This is a genomic window from Rathayibacter rathayi (assembly GCF_004011095.1).
GTDB lineage: Bacteria > Actinomycetota > Actinomycetes > Actinomycetales > Microbacteriaceae > Rathayibacter > Rathayibacter rathayi.
In genome coordinates this window covers 416,416-437,483 of record NZ_CP028129.1, presented here as the reverse complement: position 1 = coordinate 437,483, position 21,068 = coordinate 416,416, and the positions used below count along the sequence as shown (strand labels likewise).

The window sequence follows — 21,068 nt, the reverse complement described above, 5'->3', positions numbered from 1 at the left end:
ACTCGCTGATCGTGCCCTCAACCGCATCCGCTCAGTCGTCAATGACGAGTTCAACTTTCCGTTTAGCACGCGGATCGTAGGACGTCACAATCCATTCTGCAGAAAGTTCCGCACGCACTCGTTTCGCTAATTCAAATCCATCTTCAAGAAAATTGGCCGGAGCGGCACTGTTAGCTGGGTCGTCAGCTTCGAATTGAGCATCGGCTGCATCGCTCCAGGCCAAAAGATCCCGAACGAGCTCCGAGCTGAGGCCGATCTCATGGCCGGCGATACTGTCGATCCCGTATCTCCCATTAAGCCAAAGCGGGAATTGCGTCCATTCGTAGTGAATGTCCACATGGGGACGTTCGTTCGGAGCAATCACAGGAAGCGTGATATTGGAATCGCTCATCTGATATTCGCTCCTACGATGTAACCATTGCTTCCAATAGTAATAGCAATTTTCATTGTCTCGCCATTATACTCCACCTCGTAGATTGGGCGTCCCGTCCTTTTCCCTTGATAACCAACAATCTTGTTCTCCTGGATTGCTCTCGAAAGGAGATCGGGGATCTGGGATTCACTGATCCCTTTCTGAGCGAACTCATCTCCGTGTGCTTCGATAATATGAGCAAGGCCTGATGGATTTGGTGTCACATCGCCTGTGGTCCCTCGTTCGAGCCAGACGATCTTGCCCTCTGGTGTCGTCATTATTGTGACGACCTTCTCGGGGCTGACTTTGATACCGACTCGGAGGAGTTGATCCATAAGGGCTTGGTGTGCGGTAGGTACCAGATCTCCCCCACCATTCACCCCTTGTTTCACGGAGTCCATTGCGTTGCCGACGGTCACCCCTCCCGCGCCGAGGTGGTTCTTGAGCCAGTCCAGGGCGCTGGTGGTCCTGCTCGGGTTCGTGATGACGGGCTTCCCGAAGTCAGCGAACTTGTCAGCCCGGCCCAAAAGTCCGCTCGTTTTCGCGACTTTCAACGCCACCGCTCCGGGCAGGATGTTCCCCACGATCTGTCCGATCACCACTGGGTTACCCGCTCGGACCTGGTCAACGAGCGTCGTGACCTGCTGCAACGCTTGATTACGCACATCCTCATCGAAGACGAGGGCCTCGATCCCCCGCCCAGTGTCACGCAGATTCATCTGCGCCGCACCGCTGATCATTTGCCCCACGCCAGACCCAACACCAGCAACGAGCTGCCCCGCCCACGACCCGGACTCAACCGCCGGCCGCATCACAGTGACGTCATACCACTGGGCCACCTGATCGCTGGCCATCCCGACCAGATTCAACCCCTCACCAGTAGACGCGATCGACGCGTGATCAATCGCGCTATTCACACCCCCCACGATCAGCGACCCACCCAACGCCGCCAACGCCAACGTCGCACCCGCGCTAAACGGCGTACCCACCACACCAACCGCGAGAATCAACACACCCTCAACGACCTGAATCCCGTCCCACAGCACCCCCCACAGGGCATCCTCTTTCCGCTGCCGTTCCTGTTCAGCCTCAACATCATCGACATACCCAGAAAACAAGACGTCCCACCCGTCGGACGCGACCTGCTGGTTCTCCCGACAGTAATCCAGCATCCCCCCGGTCAACCCGCTCAACGTCTGCAACGCGAAAGCGAAACTCCCCGCCGTGTACGAGCGCCCTTGCCCAACAGTGAGACTCCCGACATTATTAAGGATGCTCTTCAGCTCACCGAGAAGATTCTTGACCTGATTGAACCCATGATCCGTAGCCTCATACGCCTGCCACGTCTCATGCTGAATTTTCGCAACCACCTGCATATTCTCGAACTCGCTGATCGTGCCCTCAACCGCATCCGCCCCCGCGCTACCCAACGAGACCAAGTGCGACGCACGGGCAGCGATCCCCCGCAAATCAGTAGCAAACCCCCGCAACAATTCCACACCCGTATCCAGCTGAGTGACATGGTCATCAAACTCGTCATTCACGAGCCGGAAGTTGCCATCCGCGTCAACCTCACCGTAACCATTCCAGTACACCCCGATCGCCGTCTGGAACGTGTACAAACACACCAACAGCGACTGCACAATCGGGACATGCACCTCCCGAATATACGCCCGCATCGCATCAGCACCCGCACCACTGATATTGCCTGACCCCGCCAGGCTCTCTAACCCCTGCGCAAGATCAGTCAACGCCTCGACCCAGTCCCCTAACCCCTCCTGTAAACCCGGAGACGACGCCTGCCACGAATCAGCAGAAAACTCCACCACACTCACTGCGCCACCTCACACACCTGCGCATCCTGCGCATCCTGCACCTCGATATTCACCCCAAGCTGATCGAACTCACCGGTATCCCTCTGCGCCAAAGCACCATACGACGCGATCAACGCCGACAGGTCTGCAGAGATCTCGGACACAACCGCGACCCCTGGAACATTCAGGTCACCTCCCCGATCCCATCCACCGCTCGTCTCCGCCACGCAGGACGTCAGAGTGGACACGGTCCGGGTCTGCTCATGGAACCCGTCAACGACTCCATCGCGGGGATTGTCCGCGCAGGCGCAGACCCTGCCCATCGATCCCATCAGCGTGTGCCGGCGTAGTGCCTTCACGAACTTGTTCGAGCGGAACTGCGACCCACGATCGGAGTGCATGATCGAGGAAGGTCAGCGTCGGTGTCCTGGTGGGACGTACATCCTCTCGGGTGTCAGTTCTCGACCGGTCGGCGTGTCGACGATGCGTTTGCCGTGCTCGTCGATGACGATCTGCAGATCGCTTCCGACCGGGAGGTCGTAGATACCGATCAGCGCGGGCTCGATCTCGCACGCATCGTTGAAATCGGTGATGCGCCAGTTGTCCGAGTCGGCGAGGTACTCACTGCTGTCCGCCGCGCTCATAATCCGCCAGCCATTGTCGACCGGTGCGTTCGACCTCTCCCGCAGCATCCACCGCACCGGAGCGCGACCCTCCCACGCGTTCACCGTCATCAGACATGCCCCTGCCTGAGGAATAATCTCCATACCCTGCTCCCGTCTCATGAGATCACGTCGATATCTTGCCCGGACGCCGCAGCATACGCACGAACCTCATCACGCATGAAACCAAACATGTTATCCGCAAGATACTGCCCCACGCTGGCCTGACGCCGCCGATCGACATGCGCCGTCAAGTCAGGTCGAGAGTGCGCCGTGACCGCAGCAAACGCGGCCCGAATATATTCGTGGCTGGCAGAAATATCCGTGACAAGCATCGTCAGTGGAAGGCCGAACCTGGGTGAGCGCAGATTGATGTCCGCCCCACCGTCCAACAACCGTGCGATCAGCGCCGCTTCCGCTTCAGGGTCACGATCCCGCGCGCGACCCCACAAAACATGCAGCACATTGATACGATCACCATCAGTGCTCACCAGACTGGGATCCGTGCCATCATCGAGCAGACGATTCGCGATCGCCAACCGCGCCCGAGGATCCTTATTCATCAAAGCGGGACCGAGGAGCCCATCTACGCCAGGCCTCGGGGTGAACGGCATGGTAGCGGGGTCGTACTCGGCACAAAACTCCTCATATGTCCCATATTTAGCAGTATGACTCGGAAATGCCATAGTGTCCTCCTCTTCTCGATTTCTATTCATCGATATGCGACCGGTTTCTGCCCGGATCTTCAACCTGATAATTCTCTGCGTTGTGATAATCGTCCAAGAATTTTTCCTTCGTAATCTCGTGATTGAGGTACCGGTTTCGAAGTTTGGCATATTTGGCCGATGGGAGGTGTCCCATGTCCCAGAGGCCAGCGCGGGGTTCTCCGGGTCGCCACTTGATAAGTTTCCAGTCGCCTGACTTGTTTTTGACCCAGAGCTGATCCGGCCCCGGAAGACTCGGCGGCGCCCCCGGACGGCCGGCCCTGATATCGCTCACTTGTTTCTTGCGGGTTTCCCTCCACACCCTTTTGACTTGTCCGGGCGCGTAATCAGGGCGACTATTCGCGTAGGGAAGACGAACCCCGTCAGAATCATACCCGAAAGAGTTCGGTATACCACGCTTCGGCAACCGGCCAGTCGGATACTTCACCGGACCCGGAGCATTACTACCGCCCGGCTGGTCGACAGAATACGACTTTACGGTCGACCCGTCAATCGCGTCTGGTGGTCGTATTGACGGCTCGAATACGTCGCTGACGGTCACCCCTCCCGCGCCGAGGTGGTTCTTGAGCCAGTCCAGGGCGCTGGTGGTCCTGCTCGGGTTCGTGATGAGGGGTTTCGCGAAGTCAGCGAATTTGTCAGCCCGGCTCAGAAGTCCGCTCGTTTTCGCGACTTTCAACGCCACCGCTCCGGGCAGGATGTTCCCCACGATCTGTCCGATCACCACCGGGTTACCCGCGCGGACCTGGTCAACGAGCGTCGTGACCTGCTGCAACGCTTGGTTACGCACATCCTCATCGAACATGAGAGCCTCGATCCCCCGCCCAGTGTCACGCAGATTCATCTGCGCCGCACCGCTGATCATTTGCCCCACGCCAGACCCAACACCAGCAACGAGCTGCCCCGCCCACGACCCGGACTCAACCGCCGGCCGCATCACAGTGACGTCATACCACTGGGCCACCTGATCGCTGGCCATCCCGACCAGATTCAACCCCTCACCAGTAGACGCGATCGACGCGTGATCAATCGCGCTATTCACACCCCCCACGATCAGCGACCCACCCAACGCCGCCAACGCCAACGTCGCACCCGCGCTAAACGGCGTACCCACCACACCAACCGCGAGAATCAACACACCCTCAACGACCTGAATCCCGTCCCACAGCACCCCCCACAGGGCATCCTCTTTCCGCTGCCGTTCCTGTTCAGCCTCAACATCATCGACATACCCAGAAAACAAGACGTCCCACCCGTCGGACGCGACCTGCTGGTTCTCCCGACAGTAATCCAGCATCCCCCCGGTCAACCCGCTCAACGTCTGCAACGCGAAAGCGAAACTCCCCGCCGTGTACGAGCGCCCTTGCCCAACAGTGAGACTCCCAACATTATTAAGGATGCTCTTCAGCTCACCGAGAAGATTCTTGACCTGATTGAACCCATGATCCGTAGCCTCATACGCCTGCCACGTCTCATGCTGAATTTTCGCAACCACCTGCATATTCTCGAACTCGCTGATCGTGCCCTCAACCGCATCCGCCCCCGCGCTACCCAACGAGACCAAGTGCGACGCACGGGCAGCGATCCCCCGCAAATCAGTAGCAAACCCCCGCAACAATTCCACACCCGTATCCAGCTGAGTGACATGGTCATCAAACTCGTCATTCACGAGCCGGAAGTTGCCATCCGCGTCAACCTCACCGTAACCATTCCAGTACACCCCGATCGCCGTCTGGAACGTGTACAAACACACCAACAGCGACTGCACAATCGGGACATGCACCTCCCGAATATACGCCCGCATCGCATCAGCACCCGCACCACTGATATTGCCTGACCCCGCCAGGCTCTCCAACCCCTGCGCAAGATCAGTCAACGCCTCGACCCAGTCCCCTAACCCCTCCTGTAAACCCGGAGACGACGCCTGCCACGAATCAGCAGAAAACTCCACCACACTCACTGCGCCACCTCACACACCTGCGCATCCTGCGCATCCTGCACCTCGATATTCACCCCAAGCTGATCGAACTCACCGGTATCCCTCTGCGCCAAAGCACCATACGACGCGATCAACGCCGACAGCTCAGAATAAATCTCCGACACAACCGTAGTGCCGGTCACATTCAGCCCATCTCCCCGACCCCATCCACCGCTCGTCTCCGCCACGCAGGACGTCAGAGTGGACACGGTCCGGGTCTGCTCATGGAACCCGCAACGACTCCATCGCGGGGATTGTCCGCGCAGGCGCAGACCCTGCCCATCGATCCCATCAGCGTGTGCCGGCGTAGTGCCTTCACGAACTTGTTCGAGCGGAACTGCGACCCACGATCGGAGTGCATGATCGAGGAAGGTCAGCGTCGATGTCCTGGCGGGACGTACATCCTCTCGGGTGTCAGTTCTCGACCGGTCGGCGTGTCGACGATACGTTTGCCGTGCTCGTCGATGACGATCTGCAGATCGCTTCCGACCGGGAGGTCGTAGATACCGATCAGCGCGGGCTCGATCTCGCACGCATCGTTGAAATCGGTGATGCGCCAGTTGTCCGAGTCGGCGAGGTACTCGCTGCTGTCCGCCGCGCTCATAATCCGCCAGCCGTTGTCGACCGGTGCGTTCGACCTCTCGCGCAGCATCCACCGCACCGGAGCGCGACCCTCCCACGCGTTCACCGTCATCAGACATGCCCCTGCCTGAGGAATAATCTCCATACCCTGCTCCCGTCTCATGAGATCACGTCGATATCTTGCCCGGTCGCCGCAGCATACGCGCGAACCTCATCACGCATGAAACCAAACCTGGTTTGCGCGAAATACTGTCCCACGCTGGCCTGACGCCGCCGATCGACATGCGCTGTCAAGTCAGGTCGAGAGTGCGCCGTGACCGCAGCGAACGCGGCCCGCAAATATTCAGGCTTAGCAGAAATGTTTGTGAGAAGCATCGTCAGTGGAAGGCCGAACCTGGGTGAGCGCAGATTGATGTCCGCCCCACCGTCCAACAACCGTGCGATCAGCGCCGCTTCCGCTTCAGGGTCACGATCCCGCGCGCGACCCCACAAAACATGCAGCACATTCACACGATCACCATCAGTGCTCACCAGACTGGGATCCGCGCCATCATCGAGCAGACGATTCGCGATCGCCAACCGCGCCCGAGGATCCTTATTCATCAAAGCCAGCCCGAGGAGCCCATCTACGCCAGGCCTCGGGGTGAACGGCATGGTAGCGGGGTCGTATCCGGCGCAAAACTCCTCATATGTCCCATATCCAGCAGCATGACTCGGAGATGCCATAGTGTCCTCCTCTTCTCATTTTCTATTCATCGATATATTCATCGATATGCGACCGGTTTCTGCCCGGATCTTCAACCTGATACTTCTCCACGTCGTGATATTCATCCAAGAATTCTTCCTTCGTAATCTGATGACTGAGGTACCGATTTCGAAGTTTGGCATATTTAGCCTCAGGGAGGTGTCCCATGTCCCAGAGGCCAGCGCGGGGTTCTCCGGGTCGCCACTCGATGAGTTTCCAGTCGCCTGACTTGTTTTTGACCCAGAGCTGATCCGGCCCCGGAAGACTCGGCGGCGCCCCCACTTCGCCGCCCTCAATGTCGAGCAATTGTTTCTCCCGGGTAGCGTTCCACACCTCTTTGACTTGTCCGGGCGCGTAATCAGGGCGACTATTCGCGTAGGGAAGACGAACCCCGTCAGAATCATACCCGAAAGAGTTCGGTATACCACGCTTCGGCAACCGGCCAGTCGGATACTTCACCGGACCCGGAGCATTACTACCGCCCGGCTCGCCTTCACCACGCGACTTCACGGTCGACCCGTCAATGCCGTCTGCTGGCCGTATTGACGGCTCGAATTCGTCGCTGACGGTCACCCCTCCCGCGCCGAGGTGGTTCTTGAGCCAGTCCAGGGCGCTGGTGGTCCTGCTCGGGTTCGTGATGATGGGTTTCCCGAAGTCAGCGAATTTGTCAGCCCGGCTCAGAAGTCCGCTCGTTTTCGCGACTTTCAACGCCACCGCTCCGGGCAGGATGTTCCCCACGATCTGTCCGATCACCACCGGGTTACCCGCTCGGACCTGGTCAACGAGCGTCGTGACCTGCTGCAACGCTTGATTACGCACATCCTCATCGAAGACGAGGGCCTCGATCCCCCGCCCAGTGTCACGCAGATTCATCTGCGCCGCACCGCTGACCATCTGCCCCACGCCAGACCCAACACCAGCGACGAGCTGCCCCGCCCACGACCCGGACTCAACCGCCGGCCGCATCACAGTGACGTCATACCACTGGGCCACCTGATCGCTGACCATCCCGACCAGATTCAACCCCTCACCAGTCGACGCGATCGACGCGTGATCAATCGCGCTATTCACACCCCCCACGATCAGCGACCCACCCAACGCCGCCAACGCCAACGTCGCACCCGCGCTGATTCGATCCGCGTCTCCCGCTGACACTTCACAATCAGACGCAAAATTGTCTGGGTTTTACTCGCCGGCTAGCTCAGCCTCAAGCTGCGCTTTCCACGCGATGTCACCCTTCGAGAACAGCCAGAAATCGTCCTTCTTCTCCTCGTCAGAGAGATTATCGTAGTATGTCCAATCACTCTCAGCAGTGCCCGCTGTGGTGTCCACCGCCCAGCGAAACCGCACTGGGGATTTACCCTGCACGATACGGAGGATGTCGTGCAGCTCCGTGATTCGCGGCCTGACGAAAGCGACATTCTCATAGAACTCGGTATCATCCAGGACAGCAGAGACGCCGAGGACGCGACCGCCGACAATGACATTCCTGATGTTACCCTGGACGCTTGTGACATTTCCACGACTGTCGTCCGTGATTTTACCTTGCACGTAGAACTTGTCGACCTTATCACCGACCTGCTCCATGGTGAACATAAGAATCTCGTCTTGAATCTCGAATAGCCGTTCGAGACTAGTCTCGTTGTTCATTAAAGTTCCCTAATCGATATTTGGTACGGGGTTTGGGAAATTGGCGCCGTCAGGTTCGCCGTCGATTTTATATGTGACATCTAAACTTATTGGTCGTTTGCCGCCATCGTAGAGAACCTTGATTTCGATATCAGTGACGGCGCGTGGTGGGACGTCTCTGAGAGCATCTTCCCAGTCGCGTTCCATTGCCCTCCATTTCGAGCCCGCGCCGCGGTTGAGAGCTGTTGCTTGGCTGACGAGGTTGTCGAGTTCTGGGCTGCCGTCGAAGACATCCGCGATCAGATGACCCGCGTCATCCGTGGGGAGCTTACCTGGCGTGTTCCGCGCATTCTCAAAGCGAGGGCGACCGGCGGGCTTCAAATGGAGCCTCTCGACGATGACCCGCTCGATCAGACCGTCAGCGTCCGTCTCGGCCACGTAGTTGTGGGTCGTGTCGGGTGCACTCGCACGATACCTCACGTTGGGAAGCAGCGCACCCTTACGGTCCGGATCAAAGGGATCCAGAACCTCTGTCTTCTCGCCAGGAGTAACGCTTCCCGGCCCGTCAACACCACGGGGCCTTTCCTCCGGACCATCAACACCACGAGGCTTCTGCTCCGGCCCGTCAATACCGCGGGGCTTGCCGGTCGACCCGTCAATGCCGTCTGCTGGCCGTATTGACGGCTCGAATTCGTCGCTGACTGTCACCCCTCCCGCGCCGAGGTGGTTCTTGAGCCAGTCCAGTGCGCTGGTGGTCCTGCTCGGGTTCGTGATGATGGGTTTCCCGAAGTCAACGAATTTGTCAGCCCGGCTCAGAAGTCCGCTCGTTTTCGCGACTTTCAACGCCACCGCTCCGGGCAGGATGTTCCCCACGATCTGTCCGATCACCACCGGGTTACCCTCGCGGACCTGGTCAACGAGCGTCGTGACCTGCTGCAACGCTTGGTTACGCACATCCTCATCGAAGACGAGAGCCTCGATCCCCCGCCCAGTGTCACGCAGATTCATCTGCGCCGCACCGCTGATCATCTGCCCCACGCCAGACCCAACACCAGCAACGAGCTGCCCCGCCCACGACCCGGACTCAACCGCCGGCCGCATCACAGTGACGTCATACCAGTGGGCCACCTGATCGCTGACCATCCCGACCAGATTCAACCCCTCACCAGTCGACGCGATCGACGCGTGATCAATCGCGCTATTCACACCCCCCACGATCAGCGACCCACCCAACGCCGCCAACGCCAACGTCGCACCCGCGCTGAACGGCGTACCCACCACACCAACCGCGAGAATCAACACACCCTCAACGACCTGAATCCCGTCCCACAGCACCCCCCACAGAGCATCCTCTTTCCGCTGCCGTTCCTGTTCAGCCTCAACATCATCGACATACCCAGAAAACAAGACGTCCCACCCGTCGGACGCGACCTGCCGGTTCTCCCGACAGTAATCCAGCATCCCCCCGGTCAACCCGCTCAACGTCTGCAACGCGAAAGCGAAACTCCCCGCCGTGTACGAGCGCCCTTGCCCAACAGTGAGACTCCCAACATTATTCAGGATACTCTTCAGCTCACCGAGAAGATTCTTGACCTGATTGAACCCATGATCCGTAGCCTCATACGCCTGCCACGTCTCATGCTGAGTTTTCGCAACCACCTGCATATTCTCGAACTCGCTGATCGTGCCCTCAACCGCATCCGCCCCCGCGCTACCCAACGACACCAGATGCGACGCACGGGCAGCGATCCCCCGCAAATCAGTAGCAAACCCCCGCAACAGTTCCACACCCGTATCCAGCTGGGTGACATGGTCATCGAACTCGTCATTCACGAGCCGGAAGTTGCCATCCGCGTCAACCTCGCCATACCCACTCCAGTACACCCCGATCGCCGTCTGGAACGTGTACAAACACACCAACAGCGACTGCACAATCGGGACATGCACCTCCCGAATATACGCCCGCATCGCATCAGCACCCGCACCACTGATATTGCCTGACCCCGCCAGGCTCTCCAACCCCTGCGCAAGATCAGTCAACGCCTCGACCCAGTCCCCTAACCCCTCCTGTAAACCCGGAGACGACGCCTGCCACGAATCAGCAGAAAACTCCACCACACTCACTGCGCCACCTCACACACCTGCGCATCCTGCGCATCCTGCACCTCGATATTCACCCCAAGCTGATCGAACTCACCGGTATCCCTCTGCGCCAAAGCACCATACGACGCGATCAACGCCGACAGCTCAGAATAAATCTCCGACACAACCGTAGTGCCGGTCACATTCAGCCCATCTCCCCGACCCCATCCACCGCTCGTCTCCGCCACGCAGGACGTCAGAGTGGACACGGTCCGGGTCTGCTCATGGAACCCGCAACGACTCCATCGCGGGGATTGTCCGCGCAGGCGCAGACCCTGCCCATCGATCCCATCAGCGTGTGCCGGCGTAGTGCCTTCACGAACTTGTTCGAGCGGAACTGCGACCCACGATCGGAGTGCATGATCGAGGAAGGTCAGCGTCGATGTCCTGGCGGGACGTACATCCTCTCGGGTGTCAGTTCTCGACCGGTCGGCGTGTCGACGATACGTTTGCCGTGCTCGTCGATGACGATCTGCAGATCGCTTCCGACCGGGAGGTCGTAGATACCGATCAGCGCGGGCTCGATCTCGCACGCATCGTTGAAATCGGTGATGCGCCAGTTGTCCGAGTCGGCGAGGTACTCGCTGCTGTCCGCCGCGCTCATAATCCGCCAGCCGTTGTCGACCGGTGCGTTCGACCTCTCCCGCAGCATCCACCGCACCGGAGCGCGACCCTCCCACGCGTTCACCGTCATCAGACATGCCCCTGCCTGAGGAATAATCTCCATACCCTGCTCCCGTCTCATGAGATCACGTCGATATCTTGCCCGGACGCCGCAGCATACGCACGAACCTCATCACGCATGAAACCAAACATGTTATCCGCAAGATACTGCCCCACGCTGGCCTGACGCCGCCGATCGACATGCGCCGTCAAGTCAGGTCGAGAGTGCGCCGTGACCGCAGCAAACGCGGCCCGAATATATTCGTGGCTGGCAGAAATATCCGTGACAAGCATCGTCAGTGGAAGGCCGAACCTGGGTGAGCGCAGATTGATGTCCGCCCCACCGTCCAACAACCGTGCGATCAGCGCCGCTTCCGCTTCAGGGTCACGATCCCGCGCGCGACCCCACAACGCATGCAACACATTGATACGATCACCGCTCGTGCTCACCAGACTCGGATCCGCGCCATCATCGAGCAGACGATTCGCGATCGCCAACCGCGCCCGAGGATCCTTATTCGTCACAGCCTTACCGAGGAACCCAAGTCCGCCAGCAGATGCGTCGAACGGCATGGTCGCGGGATCGTACCCGGCACAAAACTCCTCATATGTCCCATATCCAGCAGCATGACTCGGAGATGCCATAGTGTCCTCCTCTTCTCATTTTCTATTTATCGATATATTCATCGATATGCGACCGGTTTCTGCCCGGATCTTCAACTTGATACTTCTCCACGTCGTGATATTCATCCAAGAATTCTTCCTTCGTAATCTCATGACTGAGGTACCGGTTTCGAAGGTCGGCATATTTAGCCTCAGGGAGGTGTCCCATGTCCCAGAGGCCAGCGCGGGGTTCTCCGGGTCGCCACTCGATGAGTTTCCAGTCGCCTGACTTGTTTTTGACCCAGAGCTGATCCGGCCCCGGAAGACTCGGCGGCGCCCCCGGACGGCCGGCCCTGATATCGCTCACTTGTTTCTTGCGGGTTTCCCTCCACACCCTTTTGACTTGTCCGGGCGCGTAATCAGGGCGACTATTCGCGTAGGGAAGACGAACCCCGTCAGAATCATACCCGAAAGAGTTCGGTATACCACGCTTCGGCAACCGGCCAGTCGGATACTTCACCGGACCCGGAGCATTACTACCGCCCGGCTCGCCTCCACCACGCGACTTCACGGTCGACCCGTCAATGCCGTCTGCTGGTCGTATTGACGGGGTGAATACGTCGCCGGCGGTCACCCCTCCCGCGCCGAGGTGGTTCTTGAGCCAGTCCAGTGCGCTGGTGGTCCTGCTCGGGTTCGTGATGAGGGGTTTCGCGAAGTCAGCGAATTTGTCAGCCCGGCTCAGAAGTCCGCTCGTTTTCGCGACTTTCAACGCCACCGCTCCGGGCAGGATGTTCCCCACGATCTGTCCGATCACCACCGGGTTACCCTCGCGGACCTGGTCAACGAGCGTCGTGACCTGCTGCAACGCTTGGTTACGCACATCCTCATCGAAGACGAGAGCCTCGATCCCCCGCCCAGTGTCACGCAGATTCATCTGCGCCGCACCGCTGATCATCTGCCCCACGCCAGACCCAACACCAGCAACGAGCTGCCCCGCCCACGACCCGGACTCAACCGCCGGCTGCATCACAGTGACGTCATACCAGTGGGCCACCTGATCGCTGGCCATCCCGACCAGATTCAACCCCTCACCAGTCGACGCGATCGACGCGTGATCAATCGCGCTATTCACACCCCCCACGATCAGCGACCCACCCAACGCCGCCAACGCCAACGTCGCACCCGCGCTGAACGGCGTACCCACCACGCCAACCGCGAGAATCAACACACCCTCAACGACCTGAATCCCGTCCCACAGCACCCCCCACAGGGCATCCTCTTTCCGCTGCCGTTCCTGTTCAGCCTCAACATCATCGACATACCCAGAAAACAAGACGTCCCACCCGTCGGACGCGACCTGCTGGTTCTCCCGACAGTAATCCAGCATCCCCCCGGTCAACCCGCTCAACGTCTGCAACGCGAAAGCGAAACTCCCCGCCGTGTACGAGCGCCCTTGCCCAACAGTGAGACTCCCAACATTATTAAGGATGCTCTTCAGCTCACCGAGAAGATTCTTGACCTGATTGAACCCATGATCCGTAGCCTCATACGCCTGCCACGTCTCATGCTGAATTTTCGCAACCACCTGCATATTCTCGAACTCGCTGATCGTGCCCTCAACCGCATCCGCCCCCGCGCTACCCAACGAGACCAAGTGCGACGCACGGGCAGCGATCCCCCGCAAATCAGTAGCAAACCCCCGCAACAATTCCACACCCGTATCCAGCTGAGTGACATGGTCATCAAACTCGTCATTCACGAGCCGGAAGTTGCCATCCGCGTCAACCTCACCGTAACCATTCCAGTACACCCCGATCGCCGTCTGGAACGTGTACAAACACACCAACAGCGACTGCACAATCGGGACATGCACCTCCCGAATATACGCCCGCATCGCATCAGCACCCGCACCACTGATATTGCCTGACCCCGCCAGGCTCTCTAACCCCTGCGCAAGATCAGTCAACGCCTCGACCCAGTCCCCTAACCCCTCCTGTAAACCCGGAGACGACGCCTGCCACGAATCAGCAGAAAACTCCACCACACTCACTGCGCCACCTCACACACCTGCGCATCCTGCGCATCCTGCACCTCGATATTCACCCCAAGCTGATCGAACTCACCGGTATCCCTCTGCGCCAAAGCACCATACGACGCGATCAACGCCGACAGCTCAGAATAAATCTCCGACACAACCGTAGTGCCGGTCACATTCAGCCCATCTCCCCGATTCCACCCATCCTTGGTCTCTGCCACACGGGACGTGAGCGCAGAGACATTCCGGGTCTCGTCATGAAACCCATCGCGAATACCTCGCGTACCGGCGTCCACCATCTGATACCTCCTTGTGCCTGTTTAGTTCAGCGCGATCGCGACGGCTTGCACGGAAAGAGCCGGATGCTCGAGCGGGTTGATCGAAAAAGCGAGCGTGCGCTGTTTGCTCTTGCAATCGCTGATGGCCTGCTCGATCTGCTCACTGATCTGTTCGAAGTTCGACTTCGCGGTGTCGACAGAGGCCGTGAATCGGGTGCGTCCTTGCCCCGCCCACTGCGCCCCTCCCGCGTCTTTGTAGTCATCGACACGGAACGCCTGGACAGTGCTGCGCACAGTGTTCAGCTGAGCGATGACCTCGTCGAGTTCCTGCACCTGCGCTAACGCCCGCTCGTCATTCATCGTCGTCTCCCAGGTCCCGCACACTGGCGAACGGGTCGTCCTCGGCAGCCCTGGCAGCGGACGCTACCGGGACGGAAGCGGAGACCGATTCGTTTCGTTTCTGCTGGAATCGAGTGTGGGCATCGTTCAACATGTCGACGGCCAGTTCGTCGTCCGTGTCTCGGTACCCTTCGTGCACGGTCTTCATAATGTCGTCCTGGTTGAAATAGGCGATATTCGTGTGGATCAGGCCCTCCGGGTACAGGAACGCGCCATAGTCGAAGAACGCATCCTCGAAGATCGATCCGCGGCTGACGATCAGGAGCTTCTTCACGGAACCCTTCAGAATTACAACACTTCCCAATGGCAAGAACGTGCGGCTCTCGTCGTGCCCGGAGTCAGGCTGCAGATCGGTCATACTTGTCTTCCTTTTCGTCGTAGCTCACTAAATGGGTCTGTGGCGTTTTTCGCTCTCTTGGGTGGCGCTCCCGCGCCCTCGGCCGCAGCCGGTGGAGGGACAGCGGCGGGTGTGGTGAGGTCAACGGTCAGGGCGGGCTCCGCGGCGGGAGCGGGCGAGACGTGGGGCGGAAGCTTCGCGTTCTCGAGCAGATACTCCGCGAATGCCGTGTCTTCGCGGTTGCTGTGGCCGCGATGGATGACGTTCGTGATCTGCGTCTGTCGAATCACGATCTCGCGCACTCCGGCCCCCGCGCCTTGCGGATGGGGCACACCCTTGTAACCGGCGAGGAAGCCGCCGTCATGCTTCTGAAAGCCCCGCGCGATGATGATGTAGATGTCGTTGTCGCCCTCGATCTCGACGGCCGTCCCGAGGGGCAGCAACTCCTGACCCTCAGTCATGCGCCCGCTCCTGCGGAAGCTTGACCTTCTCGAAGACGCTGCCGCCGCGCAACACGAAGTACGGCTCGTCGATGCTCGCCTCCGGCTCGGTCGACGTGCCCATGCCCTTCACCAGCGGGCTGTCATAGGCGCGAGCGCCGACGAAACCGGTGAACTTCTGTTCCCGCAGAAGTTTGGGCACCGGGTCGAACGATTTGGCCAGGTAGTCGTGCCTACTGAAAATCATGAAGTCCAGCCCTGATTTGAAGGTGTTCTTGACCGCGAGCACGAAGTCGTCCGGTTTCACCCCGGTGCTGGCGATGAAGTCGGGCAGGTTCGCGATCACGAGCACCAGAGGGGTACCCTGCGCCTTCTGCTTGTTGAGGCTCAGGTACGCGACGATGCCGGCGACGATCTCGCTCACGTCGCTCTTGCTCGTGATGTAGCTGAAGTTTGCGGGCAGCGGCGTGCGCTCGAGTGCCTCGTCGAATCGTTCGTCGAAGTCGATGACCAGGAAGCTTGTGTTTACCCTCGCGCCCCGAGTGAGCAGGGTCTGCTGGAAGAGAAGTTCCTGTTCGTCGTCCTTGGCGGCGAACAGGAAGAACGGCTGCGAGCGCGGCAAGAATCCGCGTGCCTCGGTGGTGGCCTTCGACAACGCCAACGGTACGCCGCCTGCGCTCTCGACGGTCATGACGGTCGAGAACCCGGCGAACGCCTCCGGTGTGAGCTCGCGCGGCACCATCGGGATCCGCGCAGGGCGCTCCCCCGTCCAGGCGGCGTCGAGTGCGGAGACCTGCGCTTCGAGCGCGGCGAGCGTCTCGGCGCTGGTCTCGCCGGGAGCCGGTTGGTAGAACTGGATCGCGGTCGGCGTCTCCACGATCAGCTGTCCTCGGCCGAGTGTGTCGACCTGCAGCAGCCGTTCGCGGCCCATGAGCTGAGCGAGCTCGCTCTCGTCGTTGAGGTACAGGCTCAGCTTCGTGGAAATGGTGCTGAGCATGTTCACGCGCACTCCGCCGACCCGGCTTGCGCTCATGACCAGATACACGCCGAGGCCGGCGCCTTCACGGAGCACCTGCAGCAGCAGGTCGTCGATCTGTTCCTTCCGCCGATCGTTCGCGGTGAGGTTGTCATATCCGTCGAGCACGTTCACCACGACCGGGAGGCGCCGACCTGTCTTCGCGGAGTACTGCTCCAGATTCGCGACACCGGCGTCTCTGAACGACTGCTTCCGCGCCGCCAGCAGGCCACCGATCCCCTCCAGCATCTTGCCGAGCTTCTCGCTCTCTTCGAGCGTGACGATATCGGCGACATGAGGGAGGCCACGCAGCGGCAGCAGACCGTTGTTCCCGAAGTCGATGAGGTTGACCTGCACCTGCTCAGGCGTCGACGCCTGAGCGAGGCCGATCGTCAAGGTCTGCAGCACGGTCGACTTGCCGAAGCCGGGGCTGCCGAAGAGAACCGTGTGCCCAGCTTTCGCGAGGTCGAAGTCGTAGCTCTCCTGCGCCTGCCGAGCCGGGATATCGAGCATGCCCAAGGGCACGCGCAGACCGGATCCCGCGGGTTCCGGAGCGGCGATGTTCTCGGCGAGGTTCGGTAGCCACGGCTTGTCCGGCAGCTCGAGCCTGGGGTCGCCGGTGAAGATGGTGGCGATGGAGTCGATGACGGCTTCGAGCTGTGAGGGCAGATCGCTGGTGTCTTTGCCCTGTTCGACCTCTTCGTCGGGGTCGTAGAACAGCTCGTACTGGCCGACCTCGTTGATTGTGTAGATCCGCTCGTCCACCTGCTCGGTGACGACCGCATTCGGGTCGTACGGCACGCCGGCGTAGCCGCTCTGGAACAGCTCGTAGACCTCGTTCTGCCCGACCTTGAGATAGCCGCGCCCCGGGTTGGTGATGTGAGCCGCATCGGTGGTCCTCAACAGCTCGTTCGAGTCCTGTTCGCTCGCCATCTTGAGCGCGATCTTCGACGTCGAGTTCGCCTCGATCTGGTCATTGACCACACCGCTGGGCTTCTGCGTCGCAAGGATCAGGTGCACGCCCAGGCTTCTACCGATGCGGGCGACCGAGGTGAGCTCGTCGAGGAACTCCGGCACGTTCGCCTTCAGCTCCGCGAACTCGTCGGACACCAGCACCAGATGCGGCAACGGCTTCGTCGGGTACTTCACGTCGGGCTTCGGGGCGTGCCGTTGCTTGTACAGGCTCATGTACGCGTTGATGCTGTTCACCCCGTACACCGCGAACTCGCGCTGGCGCTTGTTCAGCTCCGCCTTGATGCTCGCCAACGCCCGCGCCGTGCCCGCACCGTCGAGGTTGGTGATGGCGCCCATGAAGTGCGGCAGCTTGTCGAGCGTGTTCGCGATGCCACCGCCCTTCCAGTCAATGATGAGCATCCCCACGTCTTCCGGGGAGAAGTTGATCGCAAGCCCGATCAGGTACGTGGTCAGGAACTCGGACTTGCCGGATCCGGTGGTGCCGCCGACCAGCGCGTGCGGGCCGTGGGCGCGCTCGTGCAGATCCCAGTACACGGAGTCGGATCGGCCGCGCCACCCGATGAGTGACGCGATCGACTTGTTCGGTTCGGCCCGGTCCCACCGCTGCGCGATCTGCAAGTCCTCGACAGTCGCGACCTCGTACTGCTCGAGCAGGGTCAACGTCTCCGGCACGGCGTTCTTCTCGACCTCGAGGTGGTTCAGGTTCGACAGCTTCCGCAGTGAATGCTCAAGATTCGACGGCATGACATAAGGGACGAAGGGCGTCGCGACGTACACGTCAGAGTTAGTGACGAGTTCGCCTTTGACGAAGTTCGGCGCCTGGATGAGTGCTGTGACCGTCTCGGGCAGGAGTTTCGCGTCTTCGCTGCACCAGATCACCGTCACCCCCAGCTCGCTCATGTCCTCGGCGAGCAGTTCGTTGATGCCGTGGCCGACGAGGTGCCGGTCGTCGCAAATCGCGAACACATAGTGCGGCGCGAACTGGGGCTTCTGCGCGCCTGCGTCCTTGACCGCTTGCTTCCGCTTCTGCAACAGCTGGTAGAAGCTGTTCAATACGATGTCGCGCAGTCTGTCGTTGTACACGAGCCCGCGCATGTTCAGCTCCTGCATCCTGAAATGCGGCAACAGCCGCCACGCGCGCCACGTCTGCCGGTACGCCTCACGGGAGGTGAGGCCGACGATGTTCACGTCACGGTACGAGTGGAAGAACGCCGTCTGGAACAGCACTGCCTGCAACTGGGCCTGGACGACCTCCGGCGGGCCGACGAATCCGAAGGTCTGCCCCAGCAGCCCGACCGGTGTCGGGGCGTCGCGTTGCGTCCCGAACCCCGCTGCAAGCTCTGCGACCTGCCGCGCCTCGTCGCTGGCGTCCTTGTCGTTCACCTCGGAGGACACCGTCACCGCCGACGGGCGGTCGGAGTATCCGAGGGAGACGTGGAGGAAGTCCTTATTGAAGCGTTGACGCTCGTAGATCCTACGGTCGTACACCTCGACCAGGTCGCTGAGTTCCCGCGGGCTCGGCTGCTGATATCGCAGTACGTCGCCCTCCTCGTTGTGTGCCTGGGTCACTGCGGCAATGGTTCTGACGAGGTATCCGGCATAGTCCTCCTCCTGCGTGAGCGCGGCCACTGTCGTCTCCTTTTTCTCGGTGACGTACTGCGACACCGTGAACGATGCCGTCAGCAGGGTCGCGAGCCCCAAACCGACCATCATCGCCGGGTTGCTGCCGGTGATCATCACCGTCATACCGGATGCCGCGAACATGAAGAACGGCGGCAAGATCAGCCGCATCAACCGGTTCTTCGGCTTCGAAGGCGGCTTGTCGGGCCCCTGCAGTCGGAACTCAGCCTCGCGGACCTCCACGTTCAGCTTCGGGGACCTCCGATAGTCGGGGAACCCTTCCGGAAACTCCCGTACCGCGGGCTGCACCAACGCCCTCGCGGGGTCGACCACGGCCCCCGGCCCGAAGCTGGTGAGCCTGAACTGGGCCGGACGCTTCTCCACGAGGTAGCCGGCAGTGAGCACCACCGTGCCGACAACGAGATCGCAGACCTGCCTTCCGCAGACCAGGTCTCCATTCACGTACACGAGCTGGTCGCGGGCGTCAACGATCAGCACGTCCTCACGCAGGACCAGCAACGGCGAATCCGCGACCCTGATACCGGCATTTGGGTCGTCACCGATGACGAAGTCGCTACGACCATCGATGGTGAACGTCACCGTGCACGCGCGGGCGGCCGGCACCACCACGCACTCCAGTGCACCAACGCCCTGCAGCCCGGCGCTGAGCTTCTCGCCGTCCACGTAGAGGAGGTCGTTGATCACACTGAACTTATGACCCTGATGCTCGACAAAGGGACGCGCCTCGGTCAGCGACAGCGCGATCGCGCGCTGATCGTCCAGTACATACACCAGGAAGAGCAGTTCGGCCGGGACGAGCCGGGAATCGAGCACCGCGCGCTGGGCGCTCCCTGGCTGTTCCGTGTCGAACACGCTCATCGTTCGCCTGCCGGGTCGCCGGTGCCGCCGAGCTTCGCGGTCAACTCCTCGATCGCTTTCGCGTACTCGTTGAGAAGTTCCTGCTTCCTGCCACCAGCCATCTGGGTATTCAGCTTCGTCGCCTGATACAGATCCGTGTAGGCCAGCAGAGTGAGCTGATCGTCGCCGAGGTTCTTGGCGTAATCGAGAGCCTCCTCAAATTCACCGCGACCCATCGCGATCCAATAGTTCAGCGTGACATCGTCGGTCTTCTCGGAGATCGTATTCAGGATGTTCTGCTTCTGCGTCGCCGTGAGATCGTGGAGATTGACGCTCGACACCGCCAGCACATACTTTGCAGACGCAGGCAACGACGGAGCTGCGACATCGTTCAACTCGGCCAGTGTGCCCGCATAGTCGCTCGCAAGGAACCGGGCTTGGCCGGCGACCACCGCGGCCTGCACACGGTTCTGCGACCCTGTCTGCCATGCGAAGGCGCCGGCGGCCAGCGCTGCGACGACGCCGAGCACGCCGAGCACGCGATACCACGAGTACCGGCGCTTGGGGACGCTCACCCTGGTCGCTGCGACATCCGCCTGCTCGGCTCTCACCTGCGCATCTATGCGCGAGAACAATTCGTCCGTCGTGGTGGCGTGCGTCACCTCGGTCGAGAACGTGTCCCGTAGAGCTGCTGCCCCGTCCACGAGCTGCTCGAACGCCAGCTTCGGACGGAACACCTGGAGCACCATCGCCTGCAGCGACGCGAGGAACCGCGCCTCATCGAACACCACGGGAGCGAGCATGCCCTGCAACCCGACATGCACCACCCGGAGGAGGCCACCGGACAGATAGACATTATCGGGGTGAATCAACGGCACCGCGAGACCACCCCGGTAGCGGACACAAGCCACCAGGCTCTGAGCCAAGAGCAGCCGATCCAGCCGCGTCCGCGCTCGGCCGATCGCTTCCCGGAAGCTGATCTCACCCGCCGCGAGCCCATAGTCGAGCGCGATCCCTGTATCGGTCTCGTGGACGTCGACGTATCGAGCGATCACATCCAGACACGAGCCGTCAAACCCGTTCTTCTCCAGACGCACATGAAGGGCATCAGGGCTGTGATCGAGTTCGAGAGCCGTGCCCTCCACAGTAATGCGCATCA

Annotated in this window: 22 protein-coding genes; all 22 read right to left on the bottom strand. The window is 60.5% G+C overall.

Features of this window, described 5'->3' with window-relative positions:
• Positions 1–31: 31 nt before the first annotated feature.
• Complete coding sequence (locus C1O28_RS02225; protein ID WP_127821410.1) at positions 32–391, bottom strand: hypothetical protein; 360 nt, start codon at positions 389–391, stop codon at positions 32–34.
• Entirely contained in the window at positions 388–2,247 is a 1,860-nt protein-coding gene (locus C1O28_RS02220) for a T7SS effector LXG polymorphic toxin (protein WP_127821409.1), read from the bottom strand. The genes C1O28_RS02225 and C1O28_RS02220 overlap by 4 nt, the downstream gene beginning before the upstream one ends.
• A complete protein-coding gene (locus C1O28_RS15360; RefSeq protein WP_208643688.1) occupies positions 2,244–2,627 on the bottom strand; it encodes a hypothetical protein in 384 nt (127 codons plus the stop codon). The genes C1O28_RS02220 and C1O28_RS15360 overlap by 4 nt, the downstream gene beginning before the upstream one ends.
• A gap of 12 nt (positions 2,628–2,639) precedes the next feature.
• On the bottom strand, positions 2,640–2,993 hold the full coding sequence (locus C1O28_RS02210) for an immunity protein Imm33 domain-containing protein (protein WP_104318717.1): 354 nt from the start codon (positions 2,991–2,993) through the stop codon (positions 2,640–2,642).
• Between the two features lie 14 nt (positions 2,994–3,007).
• Positions 3,008–3,574: a hypothetical protein gene (locus C1O28_RS02205; RefSeq protein ID WP_127821408.1), complete on the bottom strand. Its 567-nt coding sequence runs from the start codon at positions 3,572–3,574 to the stop codon at positions 3,008–3,010.
• 22 nt (positions 3,575–3,596) lie between these two features.
• Complete coding sequence (locus C1O28_RS02200) at positions 3,597–5,570, bottom strand: GH-E family nuclease (protein ID WP_127821407.1); 1,974 nt, start codon at positions 5,568–5,570, stop codon at positions 3,597–3,599.
• On the bottom strand, positions 5,567–5,731 hold the full coding sequence (locus tag C1O28_RS14995) for a hypothetical protein (protein WP_160487644.1): 165 nt from the start codon (positions 5,729–5,731) through the stop codon (positions 5,567–5,569). The genes C1O28_RS02200 and C1O28_RS14995 overlap by 4 nt, the downstream gene beginning before the upstream one ends.
• Before the next feature lie 230 nt (positions 5,732–5,961).
• Positions 5,962–6,315, bottom strand: coding sequence for an immunity protein Imm33 domain-containing protein (locus tag C1O28_RS02190; protein WP_104318717.1), 354 nt, complete (start codon positions 6,313–6,315; stop codon positions 5,962–5,964).
• A 14-nt stretch (positions 6,316–6,329) separates the two neighbouring features.
• Positions 6,330–6,749 (bottom strand): hypothetical protein, encoded by a 420-nt coding sequence (locus C1O28_RS02185; RefSeq protein ID WP_127821406.1) that lies wholly within the window; start codon positions 6,747–6,749, stop codon positions 6,330–6,332.
• Positions 6,750–6,918: 169 nt separating this feature from the next.
• Positions 6,919–7,986, bottom strand: a complete 1,068-nt coding sequence (locus tag C1O28_RS02180; RefSeq protein WP_127821405.1) for an HNH/ENDO VII family nuclease — start codon at positions 7,984–7,986, stop codon at positions 6,919–6,921.
• A 114-nt stretch (positions 7,987–8,100) separates the two neighbouring features.
• Positions 8,101–8,565, bottom strand: a complete 465-nt coding sequence (locus C1O28_RS02175) for a hypothetical protein (RefSeq protein WP_097168065.1) — start codon at positions 8,563–8,565, stop codon at positions 8,101–8,103.
• A 9-nt stretch (positions 8,566–8,574) separates the two neighbouring features.
• Positions 8,575–10,668 carry a DNA/RNA non-specific endonuclease gene (locus C1O28_RS02170; RefSeq protein WP_127821404.1) on the bottom strand — a complete coding sequence of 698 codons (2,094 nt, stop codon included), beginning with the start codon at positions 10,666–10,668 and terminating at the stop codon, positions 8,575–8,577.
• Positions 10,665–10,829, bottom strand: coding sequence for a hypothetical protein (locus C1O28_RS14990; protein WP_160487644.1), 165 nt, complete (start codon positions 10,827–10,829; stop codon positions 10,665–10,667). The genes C1O28_RS02170 and C1O28_RS14990 overlap by 4 nt, the downstream gene beginning before the upstream one ends.
• 230 nt (positions 10,830–11,059) lie before the next feature.
• Positions 11,060–11,413, bottom strand: a complete 354-nt coding sequence (locus C1O28_RS02160; RefSeq protein WP_104318717.1) for an immunity protein Imm33 domain-containing protein — start codon at positions 11,411–11,413, stop codon at positions 11,060–11,062.
• 14 nt (positions 11,414–11,427) lie between these two features.
• The gene (locus C1O28_RS02155; protein WP_127821403.1) at positions 11,428–11,922 is read right to left on the bottom strand and encodes a hypothetical protein; all 495 of its coding nucleotides are present in this window, start codon (positions 11,920–11,922) and stop codon (positions 11,428–11,430) included.
• Between the two features lie 94 nt (positions 11,923–12,016).
• The gene (locus tag C1O28_RS02150; RefSeq protein WP_127821402.1) at positions 12,017–14,002 is read right to left on the bottom strand and encodes a GH-E family nuclease; all 1,986 of its coding nucleotides are present in this window, start codon (positions 14,000–14,002) and stop codon (positions 12,017–12,019) included.
• Entirely contained in the window at positions 13,999–14,286 is a 288-nt protein-coding gene (locus tag C1O28_RS02145; protein ID WP_104268142.1) for a hypothetical protein, read from the bottom strand. The genes C1O28_RS02150 and C1O28_RS02145 overlap by 4 nt, the downstream gene beginning before the upstream one ends.
• Before the next feature lie 21 nt (positions 14,287–14,307).
• A complete protein-coding gene (locus C1O28_RS02140) occupies positions 14,308–14,625 on the bottom strand; it encodes a hypothetical protein (RefSeq protein ID WP_104257042.1) in 318 nt (105 codons plus the stop codon).
• The gene (locus tag C1O28_RS02135) at positions 14,618–15,022 is read right to left on the bottom strand and encodes a DUF4176 domain-containing protein (protein WP_097168024.1); all 405 of its coding nucleotides are present in this window, start codon (positions 15,020–15,022) and stop codon (positions 14,618–14,620) included. The genes C1O28_RS02140 and C1O28_RS02135 overlap by 8 nt, the downstream gene beginning before the upstream one ends.
• Positions 15,019–15,462, bottom strand: a complete 444-nt coding sequence (locus C1O28_RS02130; RefSeq protein ID WP_097168023.1) for a DUF4176 domain-containing protein — start codon at positions 15,460–15,462, stop codon at positions 15,019–15,021. Before C1O28_RS02130 ends, C1O28_RS02135 begins: the two co-directional genes overlap by 4 nt.
• Entirely contained in the window at positions 15,455–19,930 is a 4,476-nt protein-coding gene (essC, locus tag C1O28_RS02125) for a type VII secretion protein EssC (RefSeq protein WP_097168022.1), read from the bottom strand. Before essC ends, C1O28_RS02130 begins: the two co-directional genes overlap by 8 nt.
• Positions 19,927–21,066, bottom strand: coding sequence for a type VII secretion protein EssB (gene essB / locus C1O28_RS02120; protein WP_097168021.1), 1,140 nt, complete (start codon positions 21,064–21,066; stop codon positions 19,927–19,929). Before essB ends, essC begins: the two co-directional genes overlap by 4 nt.
• Positions 21,067–21,068 lie beyond the last annotated feature (2 nt).

Bases quoted from the DNA above. Each gene is read 5' to 3' on its own strand.
- C1O28_RS02145 (WP_104268142.1), bottom strand. From the start codon at position 14,286: ATGGTGGACGCCGGTACGCGAGGTATTCGCGATGGGTTTCATGACGAG.
- essC (WP_097168022.1), bottom strand. From the start codon at position 19,930: ATGAGCGTGTTCGACACGGAACAGCCAGGGAGCGCCCAGCGCGCGGTG.
- C1O28_RS02155 (WP_127821403.1), bottom strand. From the start codon at position 11,922: ATGCCGTTCGACGCATCTGCTGGCGGACTTGGGTTCCTCGGTAAGGCT.
- C1O28_RS02160 (WP_104318717.1), bottom strand. From the start codon at position 11,413: ATGGAGATTATTCCTCAGGCAGGGGCATGTCTGATGACGGTGAACGCG.
- essB (WP_097168021.1), bottom strand. From the start codon at position 21,066: ATGCGCATTACTGTGGAGGGCACGGCTCTCGAACTCGATCACAGCCCT.
- C1O28_RS02140 (WP_104257042.1), bottom strand. From the start codon at position 14,625: ATGAATGACGAGCGGGCGTTAGCGCAGGTGCAGGAACTCGACGAGGTC.
- C1O28_RS02135 (WP_097168024.1), bottom strand. From the start codon at position 15,022: ATGACCGATCTGCAGCCTGACTCCGGGCACGACGAGAGCCGCACGTTC.
- C1O28_RS02190 (WP_104318717.1), bottom strand. From the start codon at position 6,315: ATGGAGATTATTCCTCAGGCAGGGGCATGTCTGATGACGGTGAACGCG.
- C1O28_RS02130 (WP_097168023.1), bottom strand. From the start codon at position 15,462: ATGACTGAGGGTCAGGAGTTGCTGCCCCTCGGGACGGCCGTCGAGATC.
- C1O28_RS02205 (WP_127821408.1), bottom strand. From the start codon at position 3,574: ATGGCATTTCCGAGTCATACTGCTAAATATGGGACATATGAGGAGTTT.
- C1O28_RS02175 (WP_097168065.1), bottom strand. From the start codon at position 8,565: ATGAACAACGAGACTAGTCTCGAACGGCTATTCGAGATTCAAGACGAG.
- C1O28_RS02210 (WP_104318717.1), bottom strand. From the start codon at position 2,993: ATGGAGATTATTCCTCAGGCAGGGGCATGTCTGATGACGGTGAACGCG.
- C1O28_RS15360 (WP_208643688.1), bottom strand. From the start codon at position 2,627: ATGCACTCCGATCGTGGGTCGCAGTTCCGCTCGAACAAGTTCGTGAAG.
- C1O28_RS02225 (WP_127821410.1), bottom strand. From the start codon at position 391: ATGAGCGATTCCAATATCACGCTTCCTGTGATTGCTCCGAACGAACGT.